This is a genomic window from Paraferrimonas haliotis (genome assembly GCF_002282895.1).
Lineage (GTDB): Bacteria > Pseudomonadota > Gammaproteobacteria > Enterobacterales > Shewanellaceae > Paraferrimonas > Paraferrimonas haliotis.
In genome coordinates this window covers 48,772-66,237 of record NZ_NRRB01000002.1, presented here as the reverse complement: position 1 = coordinate 66,237, position 17,466 = coordinate 48,772, and the positions used below count along the sequence as shown (strand labels likewise).

At 47.6% G+C, this 17,466-nt stretch carries 20 protein-coding genes; 15 read left to right on the top strand and 5 right to left on the bottom strand.

All coding sequences use genetic code 11. The features are described 5' to 3' along the window. Entirely contained in the window at nucleotides 1-1,602 is a 1,602-nt protein-coding gene (nadB, locus tag CLC91_RS04175; protein ID WP_095498055.1) for an L-aspartate oxidase, read from the bottom strand. Nucleotides 1,603-1,822: 220 nt separating this feature from the next. On the opposite strand from nadB, the gene rpoE reads away from it, so the two are divergent. The 11 genes from rpoE (at nucleotide 1,823) to acpS (ending at nucleotide 10,699) form a co-directional block, all read left to right on the top strand. Next, the gene (gene rpoE, locus CLC91_RS04170; protein ID WP_095498056.1) at nucleotides 1,823-2,401 is read left to right on the top strand and encodes an RNA polymerase sigma factor RpoE; all 579 of its coding nucleotides are present in this window, start codon (nucleotides 1,823-1,825) and stop codon (nucleotides 2,399-2,401) included. 20 nt (nucleotides 2,402-2,421) lie between these two features. After that, complete coding sequence (locus CLC91_RS04165) at nucleotides 2,422-3,042, top strand: sigma-E factor negative regulatory protein (RefSeq protein WP_095498057.1); 621 nt, start codon at nucleotides 2,422-2,424, stop codon at nucleotides 3,040-3,042. Nucleotides 3,043-3,059: 17 nt separating this feature from the next. Continuing rightward, nucleotides 3,060-4,022: a MucB/RseB C-terminal domain-containing protein gene (locus tag CLC91_RS04160; RefSeq protein ID WP_233132575.1), complete on the top strand. Its 963-nt coding sequence runs from the start codon at nucleotides 3,060-3,062 to the stop codon at nucleotides 4,020-4,022. Next, the gene (locus CLC91_RS04155) at nucleotides 4,019-4,480 is read left to right on the top strand and encodes a SoxR reducing system RseC family protein (protein WP_095498058.1); all 462 of its coding nucleotides are present in this window, start codon (nucleotides 4,019-4,021) and stop codon (nucleotides 4,478-4,480) included. Before CLC91_RS04160 ends, CLC91_RS04155 begins: the two co-directional genes overlap by 4 nt. A gap of 64 nt (nucleotides 4,481-4,544) precedes the next feature. Beyond that, nucleotides 4,545-6,335 carry a translation elongation factor 4 gene (gene lepA / locus CLC91_RS04150; RefSeq protein ID WP_095498059.1) on the top strand — a complete coding sequence of 597 codons (1,791 nt, stop codon included), beginning with the start codon at nucleotides 4,545-4,547 and terminating at the stop codon, nucleotides 6,333-6,335. 6 nt (nucleotides 6,336-6,341) lie between these two features. Beyond that, complete coding sequence (gene lepB / locus CLC91_RS04145; protein WP_095498060.1) at nucleotides 6,342-7,253, top strand: signal peptidase I; 912 nt, start codon at nucleotides 6,342-6,344, stop codon at nucleotides 7,251-7,253. After that, a complete protein-coding gene (gene rnc / locus CLC91_RS04140; RefSeq protein WP_408634208.1) occupies nucleotides 7,253-7,924 on the top strand; it encodes a ribonuclease III in 672 nt (223 codons plus the stop codon). The genes lepB and rnc overlap by 1 nt, the downstream gene beginning before the upstream one ends. Then, a complete protein-coding gene (gene era / locus CLC91_RS04135; RefSeq protein WP_095498062.1) occupies nucleotides 7,914-8,855 on the top strand; it encodes a GTPase Era in 942 nt (313 codons plus the stop codon). The genes rnc and era overlap by 11 nt, the downstream gene beginning before the upstream one ends. 17 nt (nucleotides 8,856-8,872) lie before the next feature. Continuing rightward, complete coding sequence (gene recO / locus CLC91_RS04130; RefSeq protein WP_095498063.1) at nucleotides 8,873-9,574, top strand: DNA repair protein RecO; 702 nt, start codon at nucleotides 8,873-8,875, stop codon at nucleotides 9,572-9,574. Further along, nucleotides 9,567-10,319, top strand: coding sequence for a pyridoxine 5'-phosphate synthase (pdxJ, locus tag CLC91_RS04125; RefSeq protein ID WP_095500049.1), 753 nt, complete (start codon nucleotides 9,567-9,569; stop codon nucleotides 10,317-10,319). The genes recO and pdxJ overlap by 8 nt, the downstream gene beginning before the upstream one ends. After that, the gene (gene acpS, locus CLC91_RS04120) at nucleotides 10,319-10,699 is read left to right on the top strand and encodes a holo-ACP synthase (protein ID WP_095498065.1); all 381 of its coding nucleotides are present in this window, start codon (nucleotides 10,319-10,321) and stop codon (nucleotides 10,697-10,699) included. Before pdxJ ends, acpS begins: the two co-directional genes overlap by 1 nt. Here the strand turns inward: acpS and CLC91_RS04115 are convergent. From CLC91_RS04115 to CLC91_RS04100, 4 genes are all read right to left on the bottom strand, one after another. Continuing rightward, on the bottom strand, nucleotides 10,666-11,544 hold the full coding sequence (locus CLC91_RS04115) for a hypothetical protein (protein WP_095500048.1): 879 nt from the start codon (nucleotides 11,542-11,544) through the stop codon (nucleotides 10,666-10,668). The two genes, acpS and CLC91_RS04115, sit on opposite strands and share 34 nt — an antisense overlap. A 3-nt stretch (nucleotides 11,545-11,547) precedes the next feature. Continuing rightward, entirely contained in the window at nucleotides 11,548-11,934 is a 387-nt protein-coding gene (locus CLC91_RS04110; RefSeq protein WP_095498067.1) for a DUF2721 domain-containing protein, read from the bottom strand. Between the two features lie 11 nt (nucleotides 11,935-11,945). Beyond that, nucleotides 11,946-13,202, bottom strand: a complete 1,257-nt coding sequence (locus tag CLC91_RS04105; protein WP_095498068.1) for an HlyC/CorC family transporter — start codon at nucleotides 13,200-13,202, stop codon at nucleotides 11,946-11,948. Between the two features lie 91 nt (nucleotides 13,203-13,293). Continuing rightward, entirely contained in the window at nucleotides 13,294-14,082 is a 789-nt protein-coding gene (locus CLC91_RS04100) for a cytochrome C assembly family protein (protein ID WP_095498069.1), read from the bottom strand. 278 nt (nucleotides 14,083-14,360) lie between these two features. Here CLC91_RS04100 and ffh point away from each other — a divergent pair, with 278 nt between their 5' ends. From ffh to trmD, 4 genes are all read left to right on the top strand, one after another. After that, nucleotides 14,361-15,734: a signal recognition particle protein gene (gene ffh / locus CLC91_RS04095; RefSeq protein WP_095500047.1), complete on the top strand. Its 1,374-nt coding sequence runs from the start codon at nucleotides 14,361-14,363 to the stop codon at nucleotides 15,732-15,734. Between the two features lie 160 nt (nucleotides 15,735-15,894). Further along, nucleotides 15,895-16,143, top strand: coding sequence for a 30S ribosomal protein S16 (gene rpsP, locus CLC91_RS04090; protein ID WP_095498071.1), 249 nt, complete (start codon nucleotides 15,895-15,897; stop codon nucleotides 16,141-16,143). A gap of 21 nt (nucleotides 16,144-16,164) precedes the next feature. After that, nucleotides 16,165-16,692, top strand: coding sequence for a ribosome maturation factor RimM (gene rimM, locus CLC91_RS04085; protein WP_095498072.1), 528 nt, complete (start codon nucleotides 16,165-16,167; stop codon nucleotides 16,690-16,692). Nucleotides 16,693-16,707: 15 nt separating this feature from the next. Further along, nucleotides 16,708-17,466 (top strand): tRNA (guanosine(37)-N1)-methyltransferase TrmD, encoded by a 759-nt coding sequence (trmD, locus tag CLC91_RS04080; RefSeq protein ID WP_095500046.1) that lies wholly within the window; start codon nucleotides 16,708-16,710, stop codon nucleotides 17,464-17,466.

Here is a 17,466-nt window from a genome sequence, read left to right as displayed (position 1 = left end):
CTATTTGACACTTGGAGAGAGGCGACTTGGTTTTGAGTCGTCGGCAAGATTTGGGTAGTCGATGTTGTAGTGCAATCCTCGACTTTCTTGACGTTGCATTGCACATCGAATAATAAGTTCGGACACTAACACTAAGTTTCTTAGCTCTAATAAATTATTGCTGACTTTGAAATTACTGTAATAGTCGTGAATTTCTTGCTGCAGCATTTCGGCACGTCTCAGGGCGCGCTGAAGTCGTTTATCCGAGCGCACAATGCCTACATAATCCCACATAAAGAGCCGTAATTCGTGCCAATTATGGGCAATGACAACCTCTTCATCTGAGTTGTCCACTTGACTCTCGTCCCATGGCGGCAAATTGGCAGGCATGGCGATTTTAGAGAGTTGAGGTAACAGGTTCTCCGCGGTCGCTCGGGCAAATACCAAGCACTCGAGTAAACTGTTGGACGCCATTCGATTGGCACCGTGAAGGCCTGTATAGGCCACTTCTCCGATGGCGTAAAGGCCACCCACTTGAGTTTGACCGTCCATGTCAGTCACCACACCACCGCAGGTATAATGGGCGGCCGGTACCACAGGAATGGCCTCTTGGGTGATGTCGATACCGAGCGTTAAACACCGTTCATATATGGTTGGAAAGTGCTTAACGATAAAGTCGCTGTCTTTATGGCTGATGTCTAAATAAACGCAATCCGCTCCCAAACGCTTCATTTCATAGTCTATGGCCCGTGCAACCACGTCTCTAGGAGCCAGTTCCGCTCGCTCATCAAATTCTGGCATGAAGCGAGAGCCATCGGGGCGCAGAAGGTAAGCGCCTTCGCCGCGCAATGCTTCGGTCAACAGAAAGTTACGAGCTTTTTCGTGGAACAAACAGGTTGGGTGGAATTGATTGAATTCCAAATTGGCAACCTCACAGCCGGCGCGCCAAGCCATGGCAATGCCATCACCACTAGCGATGTCTGGGTTGGACGTGTACTGATAGACATTAGAAGCACCACCGGTTGCAAGGGATATGAATTTGCTCGCTATCACTTCCACTTGCTCGGTCTCGCGATTCCAGACGTACGCGCCCATGACTCGGTTACCGGGTAAACCTAATTTGTTGGTGGTGATCAAGTCGATGGCGTTGAATCGCTCGAGCACGCAGATATTGGGATGTCGTTTTACTTGTTCTTGCAGGGTTAATTGGACTTCTTTACCGGTTGCGTCGGCGGCATGAAGAATGCGTCGATGACTGTGGCCGCCTTCACGTGTGAGATGGTACTTATTAGCGTCGTTGCCGCTTTTATCGAAACGCACGCCTTTTTTAATCAGCCATTCCAATGATGCCTTGGCATTCGAGGCGGTAAATTGCACCACCGACTTGTCACATAAGCCTGCGCCGGCTTTAAGGGTGTCGTCGACATGGGCCTCGATTGAATCGTTTTCGTCAAAAACGGCGGCTATGCCACCTTGAGCATAGTAAGTGGAGCCTTCGTTTAACAGGCTTTTACTGAGCAAAATGACATTGGCATTGTCGGCTACCGATAACGCCAAGGTCATTCCGGCTGCACCGCTACCAATAATTAACAGGTCGCATTGTCGTTGCTGGCTTTGACTCATAATTGGGTGAGATTATTGTTGAATGTCGCCATGTTAGCTAAAAACAGTCATAATGGATACGATAATTACCAGACAAAACTTGCGCTTTAGCAATGAAATGCAAAAAAGCTAAAAAAATCGCAAATAGTTACGAACTTTTTCAAAAAGGGTAAGTCTATACCATTGCAATCGATTCGGCCGTGATGATGTAAGACAGACCGTTAGGAGTGAAACGGCTCGGATGAGTAGCCAGGATAGTGATCAACAACTAGTTGAGCGAGTACAGCAAGGAGACAAGCAAGCCTTTAATCTGTTGGTGCAAAAGTACCAGCATAAAGTGATTAACTTGATATCTCGTTATGTAAAGAATCAAGGGGATGTGGCGGATGTTTCGCAAGAAGCTTTTATTAAAGCTTATCGAGCGTTACCGAACTTCCGAGGTGATAGTGCTTTTTATACGTGGCTGTACCGAATAGCGGTTAATACTGCGAAGAATTATTTAGTATCTCAAGGGCGACGCCCACCCGCTAACGACGTAGCGGTAGAAGATGCTGAGTTTTATGAGGCAGGCGACGCACTGCGTGAAGTTGCTTCACCAGAGCGGATGATGCTCTCAAACGAAATTAAAAAGGTTGTGTTCGATACCATCGAACAACTGCCTGAAGAATTACGAATGGCAATAACCCTTCGAGAAATCGAAGGGATGAGTTACGAAGAAATTGCCACCGTTATGGAATGCCCTGTTGGCACGGTTCGTTCTCGAATCTTCCGCGCCCGGGAAGCCGTAGATAAGCGTTTGCAGCCTTTGCTGCAAGGTTAACTTTTAAGTACAGGTGTACAATGACAATTGAACGCAATGAATGGATATCCGCTGCCGTTGATGGTGAAAATTCGAATAAGGTGTTAAGCCACCTTGATACCGAAACACCAGAAGCCAACAAGTGGCAGAGCTATCATCTGATTGGCGATGCCATGCGAGATGATTTAGCGCCGAGGCAAACATTCGATATTTCTGCGTCAATCGCTGCTGCAATTGACAAGGAGCCTGCGATATTGGCTCCGGCAGCAGCCCATTCGAAGCAAGAGCAGGTTGCTGAGCCGAAAAAAGGCAAAGTGGTGCAGCTATTGCGTCAATTTGGGCAGTACGCCATTGCCGCCAGTGTGGCGGTTGTTGCGGTTGTGGGAATTCAAGGGCAAAGCCCATCGTCACCTGACAACCTAGCTCCTTTGCCAGTGCTGCAAACAAGCCCATTAGTGGGTAGCGCTAGCCCGGTCAGCCTGCAAGCTCCGGTCACCAATGATCGCGAATTAGCGAACGCGAGCATTGAAGAGCAGCGTATGAAAGAGCAACGGCATCGACTTAATGCGTACTTGCAGGATCACTTATTGCAACAGCGCTTGAATAATGGTGTGATTGAAGCAACATCGATTCAAGAGCCAACTACTGAATCCCACGACTAACTTAGTTAGGAGTTTTTTTGCAACGCATTTTAACCGTTTTACTTGCTCTGCTTACGTTTTCTGTGAGCGCAGAGCAAGCTTCAGGTAACGCCGATGCTTGGCTAGAACGTATGAGCCAAGCCCTCAATGAGAAGCAATTCAAGGCTTCAATGGTGCACCTACAAACCAATCAGGTGCGTCCGCTTATCTACCTACACGGTCATCAAGACGGCGAACACTTAGCGTTTATGGATCACTTAAACGGTCCATTTAAAAGCGCGGTTCGCATCGACAATGTGGTGACTTACCTAGAGCAAGATCAACCTCCTTACAGCGTTAAATCCAGTCGCATACCTGGCTTGTTCCCTCCGATTTTTGCCGGCGACATTCACCGCCTTGATGACGGTTATCAGTTTGTGTTGGGCGGCCGCTCTCGCATTGCCGCACGCATGGCGCAATTAGTGCGAATTGTTGCTCGCGATGAAAATCGCTTCAGCTACATGGTGTGGTTAGACACCGAAACAGCCCTGCCGCTGCGCATTGATATGCTGGCGGGAGAGCAACTGCTAGACCGCCTAATGGTGATAGAGCTCACCTTGACCGATGAGCCTCCGGTGTTGCTCTTGGAAGCGGCCCGTCGCGAATGGCCAGCAACCATTGAGACCCCAAGCGTAGCCACCGAAGCCAACTGGCACTTCGGCTGGTTGCCGGATGGCTTTAAAGAAACCGTACGGGATCAGCACAGATTGTTTGGTGCTAATGAGGCGGTAGAATACGTATCCGTTTCCGATGGTATGGTGCAAATTTCGGTGTACTTGGCGGTTGCTGGGCAGGTGGAATTACCTGAACACATTACTCACAACAATGGCACTGCAATCGCTACTGCTCGCCATGGCGAACTTGAAGTCGTTGCCATTGGTAAGGTCCCCGCTGATACCTTGCATCAAATTGCATTGAACATTCGTCCTGGCGATAAAACTGAGGCGCAAAGTCAGCCATGATGGAAGAAATCGGCCGAGTTCTACTTCAAGATGGTCAGCAAGTGGTCATTGAAGTAGAGCGAAAGTCAGCGTGTAACCATTGCGACTCTAAAGACAATTGCGGTGTGTCTTCAGTATCGAAGGCGTTCAGTAATAAAAAGCAGCTCATCGAACTGACCACAAGCGAAGTGTTTGAAACCGGTGATATGGTGAAACTTGGAATCCCCGAGCGTACTTTCTTGCGGTCAGCGGCGATGGTTTATCTTGTTCCTTTGATGGGCTTTATCGCTGGCGCATTGCTTGGCGGCAGCTTATCGCAAGTCCTGCAAAGCAACCACGACCTAACCAGTCTGGTGACCGCCTTAGCGTTTGGCGTTGGCAGTTGGTGGGTAGCTAAACGCCATTGTGGTGACCTAGCTCGCAAGAATCAGCCCCAGATACTCCTAAACTTAGGCAAACAAACCTTATATCGCGGTTAGAAATCGGGTACAATTCTCCCCCAGTTTTTTTACTAATTTTGTATGCCGGATCTAACGCCAACTCATGAAACATATACGTAATTTCTCCATTATTGCTCACATTGACCACGGGAAGTCGACACTTTCGGATCGACTCATTCAATTCTGTGGCGGATTATCTGATCGTGAAATGGAGGCTCAAGTATTAGATTCCATGGATTTGGAGCGCGAACGCGGCATTACCATTAAAGCGCAAAGCGTCACTTTAGACTATAAAGCGGACGATGGTGAGACCTATCAACTTAACTTTATTGATACGCCAGGACACGTGGATTTTACCTACGAGGTGTCTCGCTCTTTGGCGGCTTGTGAAGGCGCATTGTTGGTGGTTGATGCGGGCCAAGGCGTAGAAGCGCAAACCTTAGCTAACTGCTATACCGCCATTGATATGGACTTAGAAGTGGTTCCAATCCTTAATAAGATTGACCTACCGCAAGCGGATCCGGATCGGGTGGCTGAAGAAATCGAAGATATTGTGGGTATTGATGCCACCGAAGCGGTTCGCTGTTCAGCTAAGACCGGCGTCGGTATTAAAGATGTTTTAGAAGAAATTGTAAGTAAGGTGCCGGCCCCAGAAGGTGATATTGAGGCACCATTGCAAGCCCTGATTATCGACTCGTGGTTCGACAATTATCAGGGGGTTGTGTCGCTGGTTCGAATTAAGCACGGCGTGTTGCGCAAAGGCGATAAGTTCAAGGTGATGTCGACCGGGCAGATCCATCAAGTGGACCACATTGGTATTTTTACGCCCAAACAAACCAATACCGGTGAATTGAAAAGTGGTGAGGTAGGCTTTGTTATTGCCGGCATTAAAGACATCTTAGGTGCGCCGGTAGGGGACACCTTAACCTTAGCCAAAAATGGCGCAGAAACACCGCTGCCTGGTTTCCAAAAGGTGAAACCACAGGTGTATGCGGGTTTATTCCCAATTTCGTCTGATGACTATGAGAACTTTAGAGACGCCCTTGGAAAGTTAAGCCTAAATGACGCGTCTTTGTTCTACGAGCCAGAGACGTCCTCAGCACTTGGCTTTGGTTTTCGTTGTGGTTTCTTAGGAATGCTGCATATGGAAATTATCCAAGAGCGGTTGGAGCGTGAGTACAATCTTGATCTCATCACAACCGCACCTACGGTAATTTACGAAGTTGAAAAAACCAATGGCGAAACGATTTACGTTGATAACCCGTCGGACTTACCAGCGATTAATGAAATTGAAACCTTGGCTGAGCCCATTGTGGAGGCCAATATTTTAGTGCCAAAAGAGTACCTAGGTAACGTTATCACTCTTTGCATTGAAAAGCGCGGTGTGCAAACCGATATGAGCTACCATGGAAATCAGGTGGCCATCAGTTACGAACTGCCAATGGCGGAAGTGGTGCTTGATTTCTTTGATCGACTCAAGTCCACCTCGCGAGGCTATGCGTCACTGGACTACAATTTTAAACACTTCCAAGCGGCTGAAATGGTTCGTCTTGATGTGCTGATTAATGGCGAACGAGTGGATGCACTGGCCATCATTACTCACAAGGCTAATGCCCAATATCGTGGCCGAGCCTTGGTAGAAAAAATGAAAGAGTTGATCCCTCGACAAATGTTCGACATTGCCATTCAAGCAGCGATTGGTAGTCAAATTGTGGCTCGCTGTACCGTGAAAGCGTTACGTAAAGATGTTACTGCTAAGTGTTATGGTGGTGATGTCTCACGTAAGAAGAAATTGCTGCAAAAGCAAAAAGAAGGTAAGAAACGAATGAAGTCATTAGGCAATGTGGATGTTCCGCAAGAAGCCTTCTTAGCCGTACTGAAAGTAGGAGATTAATCCACTATGGCAGCTCACTTTTCACTGATTTTAGTGTTAGTAACTTTAGCCACAGGCCTTATTTGGCTATTGGACGTTCGCGTATTAAAGCCAAAGCGAATGGCCAAATTGGAAGCCGCTAAGGCGCAAGGAGAAGTGAGCGAAGAAGCAGCGCTTAAACTTACCCAAGAACCGTCGATAGTGGAAACGTCCCGCTCAATTTTTCCAGTGATTGCTTTTGTACTGGTTTTGCGCTCGTTTTTATGGGAACCCTTCCAAATTCCATCGGGCTCTATGATGCCTACTTTGTTAGTGGGCGATTTCATCTTGGTAGAGAAGTTTTCGTACGGGGTTAAAGATCCCGTATTCAGACATAAATTTATTAAAACGGGTGAGCCGGAGCGAGGTGACATCGCGGTATTTAAGTACCCTGTGGATACACGCATCGATTATATTAAACGCATTGTCGGGCTACCGGGTGACACCATTCGCTATCGCAATAAACAATTGTGGATCAAGCCCGCTTGTAGTGACGGCGAAAACTGCCCTGATTTTCAGTTGATTACTCGAGCGGAAGTTAACCGCGATGAGTTTTTTCAAGGTCCTTACCCGTTAACGCGTTATACCGAACAATTAGGCGACATTGAACACGACATTCTGGTGAATACCCATCGTCCGGATCCAGTTAGCATGTACTACCAAGTCGATGGCATTCCTCGCGGTGATTTTGTGGTTCCTCAAGGCTATTACTTTGGCATCGGGGATAATCGCGATAACAGCACTGACAGCCGCTTCTGGGGTTTCATTAGCGACGACAACTTGGTGGGCAAAGCCGTGGCCATTTGGATTAGTTTTGAATTTGCTCGCGACGAGCAAGACTGGTTGCCAACATGGGTTCCAACCGGTGTTCGTTTTGAACGTGTAGGTGGATTAACCTAGTGGCAGACCTAAAAAAGCTCACCAAAACCATTGACTATCAATTCAACGATATTGAGCATCTTAAGTTAGCGCTTACTCACCGTAGTGCGTCGAGCCGGCATAATGAGCGCCTTGAGTTTTTGGGTGACTCGATTCTATCCATCATCATTTCCGAGGCGTTATACCAAAAGTTTCCCAAGGTGGATGAAGGCGCCCTTACACGGATGCGAAGCAGCCTGGTTAAAGGGGACACCTTAGCGGAAATCGGTGTAGAGTTTGGCTTGGGAGAGTTCATCAACCTCGGCGCCGGTGAACTTAAAAGTGGCGGCTTTAGACGTTCATCGATTTTAGCGGATGCGGTGGAAGCAATTATTGGCGCCATTTATCTTGATTCCGACTTTGACACCATCCGCAGAATTCTACTGAGTTGGTATCAACAACGGCTGGCTAGCATTCAACCGGTATTGCAAAAAGACCCTAAAACCTTGTTGCAAGAGTATTTACAAGGTCGCGGCAAGGCACTACCGATTTATCGAGTCGTGGAAGTTACGGGTGAGTCGCATAAACAACAATTTAAGGTTGAATGTGAAGTGACCGAAATTAATTCACCGGTAATTGCTACCGGTAGCTCTCGACGCAAGGCTGAGCAAATCGCGGCCGCAAAGGTAATGGAGCAAATCAATGGACACTAATCAAGAATCGACTGAAAATCTTGGCCAAGGTGATGAACAACGAATTGGTATGATTGCCATTGTCGGACGGCCGAACGTTGGTAAATCGACCTTGCTGAACTGCATTCTTGGGCAGAAGGTATCCATCACTTCTCGGAAACCGCAGACGACTCGTCACCGCATTATGGGGATCCATACCGAGGGTAACAATCAACTAATTTTTGTCGACACGCCAGGGCTTCATGGTGAAGAGAAACGAGCAATAAACCGCTATATGAACAGAGCGGCCGCCAGCTCTATTGGCGACGTAGAGATGGTATTGTTTGTGGTGGACGGCATGAACTGGACCGCCGATGATGAAATGGTGCTGAACAAGGTCAAAAAGGGATCCGGTGATCGACGTACTGTTTTGGTCATTAATAAAATTGATCAAATCAAAGACAAAGATTTGCTGCTGCCTTATTTACAAGAGCTACAAGCCAAATTTGCGTTTGATGACATTGTGCCGTTGGCGGCCAAAAATGGTTATAACGTTAATCGTGTGCTGGAGTTAGCTCAGCAAGCCACGTACGAGGGCGCCCATTTTTTCCCGGAAGAATACGTCACCGATCGCAGTTCCCGTTTTATGGCGGCCGAGATCATTCGTGAGAAGCTGATTCGTTATACCGGTGATGAGTTGCCTTATTCGGTGACCGTAGAAATCGAGCAGTTTAAATTATTGGATAACGGCGTTTATCAGATCAACGGCCTCATTTTGGTTGAACGCAGTGGTCAAAAGAAAATGATCATTGGCAATAAAGGCGAAAAAATAAAAACCGTTGGTCGAGAAGCGAGACTCGATATGGAGCGAATGTTCGACAATAAAGTCTTTTTAGAGCTTTGGGTTAAAGTCAAATCCGGTTGGGCTGACGACGAACGCGCTTTACGCAGCCTCGGCTATGGTGAAGACTAAGCGTCTTAACACAACCCATGCAACGCGCTTATTTACTGCACGCTCGCCCTTACCAAGAATCTAAGCTGCTCGTCCAGTTGTTGAGCGAGCACGATGGCTTAATCGGCGCGGTAGTGCGAGTGGGTACCAGTAAAGCTCAGCGAGCTAATCGCGCCATTTTGCAGCCTTTTCAACCCTTGTTGGTTGAATTGAGCGGCCGCAGTCAGCTCAAGACTTTAAGACGCTTTGAAAGCGCGGCTGCGGCTATTCCGCTCTTGGGAAAACCCCAATATGCTGGCCTCTACATCAATGAGATTTGCGTTCGGTTATTAGCCGAACAGGATCCGAATCTGCATCTATTCGAACGTTATCATCAATCGTTACTGCAATTAGCGAAAGGTTTGCCTTTAGAGCCGGTGCTGCGATATTTTGAATGGACGTTGCTGGATAACCTTGGTGCTGCGCCGAGCTTAACTGACGATATTCACGGCGAGCCACTAACCGACAATTGTTGGTACCAATTGATACCACAACAAGGATTTTCGCCCTGTCAGGTGCATGAGCCGGGTGCTAATTATAATGGTGGAACACTGAAAGCCTTAGGTAATCAATATTTAGCGGATGAACATTGGCCGCAAGCAAAAATATTATTAAGACAATTGTTAACTCCCTTGTTAGGGGATAAGCCGCTGACCAGTCGACAACTGTTTCAGCAACGAAAAGGAGAACCCCATGACTGAACTATTGCTAGGCGTCAACATTGACCACATTGCCACCTTGCGCCAAGCAAGAGGCACCGATTATCCAGACCCAGTTCATGCCGCAGCCGTAGCCGAGCATGCGGGCGCTGATGGGATTACGGTTCACCTAAGGGAAGATCGACGCCACATTGTTGACCGCGATGTGTACATTTTGGCGCAAACCGTAAAGACCCGCATGAATCTAGAAATGGCGGTCACTGAAGAAATGATTAACATCGCCTTAGATGTGAAGCCGGCTTATGTGTGCTTGGTTCCAGAAAAGCGGGAAGAACTCACCACAGAAGGCGGTTTAGACGTAGTTGGGCAGCAGCAAAAAATTGCTGACGCGGTGGCGCGTTTATCACAAGCGGGCATTAAGGTTTCCCTGTTTATCGATGCTGATCAGGCCCAAATAGATGCCACGGTTGCCACCAAAGCACCGTATATTGAAATACACACAGGGCATTATGCCGATGCGACCGGAGAAGCCGATAAAGAAGCCGAACTTGGGCGCATTAAAGCCATGGCTAAGTATGCCGCTGCTCAAGGTTTGGTGGTCAATGCAGGACACGGTTTGCATTATCACAATATTCTACCCATTGCCGCTATTCCCGAATTTTATGAATTGAATATTGGCCACGCCATCATCGCGCGCGCTGCCATCGACGGCTTGGATAAAGCGGTTGCTGATATGAAAACGCTAATGCGCCAAGCGCGTCAGTGTACGACCGGCAGTTGTTGCTAATGGCAATTGTTGGCATCGGCACTGACATTGTCGATATTGAACGGTTTCAAGGAAAAACTGGCAACAGCCTAGAGCGCCTAATAGCGCGTGTCCTAACGCCTACCGAGATACAGATATTCCAGCAAAGCGCTCAGCCAGAGCGCTATTTAGCGAAACGCTTTGCCGCCAAAGAAGCAGTAGCAAAGGCGCTGGGAACCGGTATTGGTCGAGGTGTATCGTTTCAGCACATTGAGATAAGCAACAACCAAGTAGGGGCACCTTTGTGCCACTTAAGCGATGGTGCACTTGAGCGTTTGCACGCTATAGGTGGGCGTCAGATTCACCTGAGTATTAGCGATGAAAAACGTTACGCCAGCGCTTTTGCGGTGGCGGAATCTTGAGACCTAATCGACGGCGATAGCGACATTACAAGGGTCTTGGAAGGAGCCATTGTTCGCTCTAGATGAGTAAGCCAGCGTTGAAAGGCGAGCGTTTGCGGGTAATTGGTGTCAATGCTTAAAAGCGAATGCTGAGGCTCTGGGCTTAAGTGGACCGTTAGGTAGTGTGGGCCATTGAGCGCGTTTAAGCTAAAGCCGTGAGGTGTGAATAAGTGTTCATCCACAAGCCAATCCTTTAGAAAGTCATCGCTATACAGCAGCCGCTTGATTTCATTCACTTGCCGCGATGGCTCTCTTAAACGTTCACATAATGAGCTAGATAATTCCTTTAACTGCACTTCTCTATGCGGCGTTAGGCTAATAGAGGCCTGCTCAAAGGCATGCCACTGCCAACAACTGTGCTCAGCCGCGATGGTGGTTTGTTGCTGCCCTTTAGCCAACAGAGCTAATTGAGCATTCAATTGCGAGCAATCATGCTCAAACTTAGACGGGTTTGCATGGTTAACGGCGTCTTTGTGGCGTTGAAACCAGATGGCCTCAATGGGGGCTGTGGTCAGTGCGGCAATCAGATAGGTTGCTGCGTCGATAAGGCGAGTATCACCGCAGGTAATCAAAACCAGTTCAGAGTCGCTAATAACTAAGCTGGATTCTGAGAGCAGAAAAGCGGTTTGTTGCGCCCCTTTGGTCACAGATAAAATACTGGCTTTGCAATGACTTAAGGCAAGTTGCCAAAACGACAGTGGCAAATCTCGCAAGTTTTGCCTTTTCTGGTTTTGACTCTGAGTGCCAAAGCGTATCACCAGCTTCTTTGGCGCAGTGTTAAACACCACATTAGCTTTCGTTTTCACGACTTAGCCTTCGTCTTCACGATCCGCAAGCACAATATCTAAAGCTTTAGTGGATATCATGACTTCCCAAAGCGAAATTAACAAAGAAATCATTAAGCATAAAACGGAAGCGATAAAAATGCCGGCTCCTATGTCCGGGTGCTCAATGAAAATGAACATCATTGATACGGTACATAGAATAAAAGCAATAACTCCCATCGCTTGCATGTATTTTATTAAATTCAGTCGCTTACGTAGATTAGGTATTTGCTTGACCTGTAAGTCGGGGCGATTGCCACGGTCCGAGTGAATGTCGCGAATGAGCTTCGCTATGACGAAAAATCGGTTAGTAAAGGCGAGCATTATCAGTGCAATGGCACTGAATAATATTGCTGGAGTACCTAGTGTCATATGGGATCCCATTAGCTTGTTGCTTCAACCCGAACGGTTTTAATCATATTGTCTTTAACTTCAACAATTTCCATAGGATAGTCGCCAATTTTCAACCCGATTTTTTCACCGGGTATGTCCTCAAGGTATTCAATAATAAGGCCGTTTAGGGTTTTCGGACCATCGGTAGGCAATTGCCAATTCATTTCTTTATTGAGCTCTCGAACGTTAATCCCGCCTTCAATCAAAAAGCTACCATCTTGCTGAGGCTTGATTTCTTCGGAGGGCGTGGGGGCTACCGAGGTGGTAAAGTCACCTACGATTTCCTCTAGGATGTCTTCGAGGGTCACTAGGCCTTGAATATCTCCGTACTCATCAACCACTAATCCACAACGTTCTTTGTTTCTCTGAAACTTCAGCAGTTGCACGTTTAGCGGTGTGCCTTCTGGAATATAATAGGCTTCTTTAGAACTTCTCAGCAAAGTGGCTTTGCTAAACTGCTGTTTGGTAAGCAAGCGCATCACATCACGCACGTGTAAAAAACCTACTACATCGTCGATGTTGTCCCTATACAGCACTACCCGCGTATGAGGGCTGTGAGTGAGCATTTTAGTGATGGATTTAAGATCGTCATTGACGTTAATGGAGTACACCTCAGAGCGAGGTACCATGACGTCTTCAACAGTCACTTTTTCTAAATCGAGAATTGAAAGCAACATTTCGCGGTGGCGTCTGGGAATCATGGCCCCGGTTTCGTGAACCACAGTTCGAAGCTCTTCTTGGCTGAGTTCGTCTTTGTCTTGGTCTAAACGCAAGCCGAGCAAACGTAAAAAACCATTGGTTATCCAATTTACAATTTTGACTAATGGGCTGAGGATCCACAGCAATATGCGTAGCAGGTAACTGGAAGGAAAGGCGATTTTTTCAGGGTATAAGGCGGAAACTGTTTTTGGCGTCACTTCGGCAAATACCAATACCAGCATGGTTAATACACCGGTGGCAATGGCGATCCCGGCATCACCGTATAAGCGCAAGCCGATGATGGTTGCGATGGCCGAAGCGAGAATATTAACCAGGTTATTGCCGATCAGTATCAGTCCAATAAGTCTATCTGGACGCTCCAGCAGTTTGCTGGCCCGCTGTGCGCCTTTATGGCCTTCTTTGCTGAGATGGCGTAATCGGTAGCGGTTCAGTGCCATCATGGCGGTTTCTGAACCGGAGAAGTAAGCTGATATGATCAGTAACGCGATCAAAATGATGACCAGCGTTGAGGTGGCTATTTCTTCCAAAAAACGTGCGCGCTCCCTGTACGGCGATAAATAACCCCACGCTCACCTCGATAGGCCGGTGGGGTGATAACTTGTTCAATAGATGAACAGATTAACTCAGAATGAACTCTTTTACGATACGCGCGCCAAAATAGGCAACACTGAGTAGCAACGCGCCGGTCCAAGTATACAGAACGGCGGTTCGGATGCGGACGCCTTGGCGGTAGTGTTGTATTAGAAGATGGGCGTAAACCAACCAAGCCAGCATCGACAGGATGCTCTTATGGCCTTTACCTTCTGCAAACATATCTTCTAGGAAGATAAAGCCGGTAGCTAGGCTCAAGCTGAGCAAGATGATGCCCGCCATGACCAAGTGATACAGTTGCTTTTCAACGGTCAGTAGTGGTGGCAAACCAGGACTCAGCGCAAGCTTACGCGATTTAAGGCGGTTTTGGATGGCATTGAGCTGAACCGCATACAGGGCTGCAATCATTAACACGCTGTAGGCGAGTAAGCTCAGTACAATGTGAGAAGTTAATTCAGGCTCATTATCAAAGTGAGTGGTATAGGTATCTGGAATAAACATCATTGCAGCGATGCTTAAAATCGACAGTGCAAAGACCACAGGTACCATTACGATGACTTTCACACGAGACATCACCACAACAAAACTGAGCGAAATAATTAGGCTGACCAGTGATATCACGTTAATGATGCTGAAATTTTGCCCTTCTACGGCAAACATCATGTTATTGATTAAATAGGCGTGCGCAGCAACCGCAACGGCAGCTATGGCCGCTACGGCTTTTCGGTTAGGGCCTTTTTCATGGGTTAAGCGGCTGCCTACCAAGACAAGGGCAATGGCGTAAAGTACGATAGCGGCAACGGAAACTGGAATCATTTAGTTAACCTATAAAACGTTTTCTTGGATGGCCACTGCTGCCATCGATGAGATAATTCTTGCTAGCATATCACGATCTTTGCTTTGTTAGTGAGTGACCTAAGTGGCAAAACGCAGCAATAACGACCACAATTATTTGTAGGGCCGTGCCGATTTGTGACACAGTGGCCGCTACTTATTATGGTGAGATTAACGCAACCAGCAATGGATACTAGCGAGCTTGCTTTGCTGTGCGTATAATGCCGGCTCTCCTTGGACATTAGGACCTTCGAAAAACAATGTTTGAAAATTTATCTGACCGCCTTTCTCGCACCCTGAAAAATGTCAGTGGTCGCGGCCGATTAACCGAAGATAACATTAAAGATACCCTGCGCGAAGTGCGCATGGCATTGCTTGAGGCTGACGTGGCGTTGCCAGTTGTCAGAGACTTTGTTAAGAAGGTTAAAGAACGCGCCCTGGGGCAAGAAGTCGCTAAAAGCCTAAGTCCAGGGCAAGCATTTATTAAGATCGTTCAAAGCGAACTTGAAGCGGCCATGGGTGAGCAGAACGAAGCCTTAGACTTAGCCGCTCAACCGCCAGCAGTTGTTATGATGGCTGGTTTGCAGGGTGCCGGTAAAACCACCAGTGTGGCGAAACTGGCTAAGCTGTTAAGCGAGCGTCATAAGAAGAAAGTCATGGTGGTGAGTGCCGACGTCTATCGCCCAGCGGCAATTAAGCAATTGCAGACTTTAGCAGACGATGTCGGTGCCATTTTCCATCCGTCCGATGTGTCTGAAAAGCCGGTTGATATTGTCAACGGCGCTATCGATGCGGCCAAAACTCAATTTGCCGATGTGCTGCTGGTGGATACTGCGGGTCGATTGGCTGTTGATGAAGCCATGATGGCTGAAATTAAAGCGCTGCATGCGGCGGTTAATCCGGTTGAAACCTTATTCGTAGTGGATGCAATGACGGGGCAAGATGCGGCGAACACCGCGAAAGCTTTCAACGAAGCATTACTATTAACGGGTGTGGTGTTAACCAAGATTGACGGTGATGCTCGCGGCGGTGCTGCGCTGTCAATTCGTCACATTACCGGTAAACCGATTAAGTTTTTAGGGGTCGGTGAGAAGACTGATGCCCTAGAGCCATTCCACCCAGACCGAGTGGCGTCGCGCATCTTAGGTATGGGCGATGTGCTATCGCTTATTGAAGAAGTTGAGCGCAAGGTAGACAAAGACAAAGCCATGAAAATGGCTAAGAAAGTTCAGAAAGGCAAAGGCTTTGACCTTGAAGACTTTCGCGATCAATTGGCGCAAATGCGCGATATGGGCGGCATGATGAGCATGATCGAAAAACTGCCCGGAGTCGGACAATTGCCGCCGGATGCGTTGCAACAAGTTCAAGATGGCAAAATGACCAACCAAATGGAAGCCATTATCAATTCCATGACGCCGGCGGAACGAGCTCGCCCCGATATCATTAAAGGGTCACGTAAGCGTCGTATTGCGGCAGGCTCTGGCACGCAATTGCAAGACGTTAACCGCTTACTCAAGCAGTTTAATCAGATGCAAAAGATGATGAAGAAGATGTCTGGTAAAGGTGGCATGCAGAAAATGATGCGCGGCATGAAAGGAATGATGCCTCCAGGTATGCGCTTTCCTGGACGTTAGAAACGACTCAAAAATTTGACACCGTAAGCAGTTTGCTGCGGTTAATAGTTGCAATTATGGCCAATTCAGGTAAAATTTTGCGGCTTTCTTTCTGGGACCTTAGCGAACACGGGTCCCAGTTTTATTTTGCTTTTAGCAAACCATTAGAGGAAATAAACGTATGGTAACCATTCGTTTAGCACGTGGCGGTTCTAAGAAACGTCCATTTTATCATGTAGTTGTGGCTGATAGCCGCAATGCTCGTAACGGTCGTTTTATTGAGCGCGTGGGTTTCTTTAACCCTGTTGCTCGTGGTCAAGAAGAAGCTTTACGCCTTGATCTCGATCGTATCGCGCACTGGGTAGAAACTGGCGCTGGTACGTCAGATCGCGTTGCCCAACTGATCAAGCAAGCTCAAAAAGCTGCTTAATCGATAAGGTAGGGTTATTTTATGGCAGACCAAGAAATGGTCGTTCTAGGCAAACTTGGCTCCGTTTACGGGGTAAAAGGCTGGCTTAGAGTCAATAGCTTTACCGACGTAGCCGAAGGCATCTTTGATTACGACCCGTGGTACTTAAAAGTTCGTGGGAAGTGGCAGCAAATTGAAATCGCTCAATGGCGATCTCATGCGAAAGGTCCGGTAGCGCTGTTAAGCACTGTGGACGATCGCGAAGCTGCTCAACAACTGGTGAATTGCGAAATTGGCGTAAAAGCCGAACAGCTCGAAGAGCTGCCAGAAGACGAGTTCTACTGGCGCGATATCATAGGTTGTGAAGTAATCAACACCAAGGGTTATCACATGGGAGCGGTGGATGACATCCTGGAAACGGGGTCAAACGACGTTCTTAAAGTGAAAGCCAATAAAAAAGATGCCTTTGGCCAAAAAGAAAGATTAATACCATTTGTCACTGACCAGTTCATCATTAATGTGAACTTAGAAAGTCGACAAATAACCGTGGATTGGGAACCGGACTTTTAGTCTGAGGGGTTTACTATGTGGTTAGGGGTTATCACCCTGTTTCCAGATATGTTTAAAGCCATATCAGACTTTGGAGTAACCGGTCGAGCCATAAAAAGCGGGATACTAGAGTTGCATACGTGGAATCCTCGTGATTTCGCCCATGATAAGCACAGCACTGTGGACGATAGGCCTTATGGCGGCGGACCGGGAATGCTTATGATGGTGCAACCCTTAACGGATGCCATCAACGCAGCTAAAGCCGCTGCAGGTGAAGGTGCGAAGGTAATTTATTTGTCACCACAGGGACGCCAGCTCACTCAAACTGGTGTGTCTGAATTGGCAGAGAACGACAAGCTGATACTGGTCTGTGGTCGCTACGAGGGTATCGACGAACGGGTTATCCAGACACTTGTGGATGAAGAGTGGTCTATAGGCGATTACGTACTATCTGGCGGTGAGTTGCCAGCGATGACTCTTATTGACGCGGTTTCGCGTTTAATTCCAGGCGTGTTAGGTAAGCAGGCATCAGCCGAACAAGATTCGTTTAGCGACGGCTTGCTCGATTGTCCACATTACACTCGACCAGAGCTTTTAGAAGGCAGACAAGTACCCGAAGTGCTTTTAAGTGGCAACCACGAACATATACGTCGCTGGCGGTTAAAGCAGTCCTTAGGTAGGACATGGTTAAGACGGCCAGAACTGTTTAACAACCTAGCTCTGACTGACGAGCAAACGACGCTGTTTGCCGAATTCGTAGCAGAAGCGAACGAACTGGACAAATCGGACAGTTAA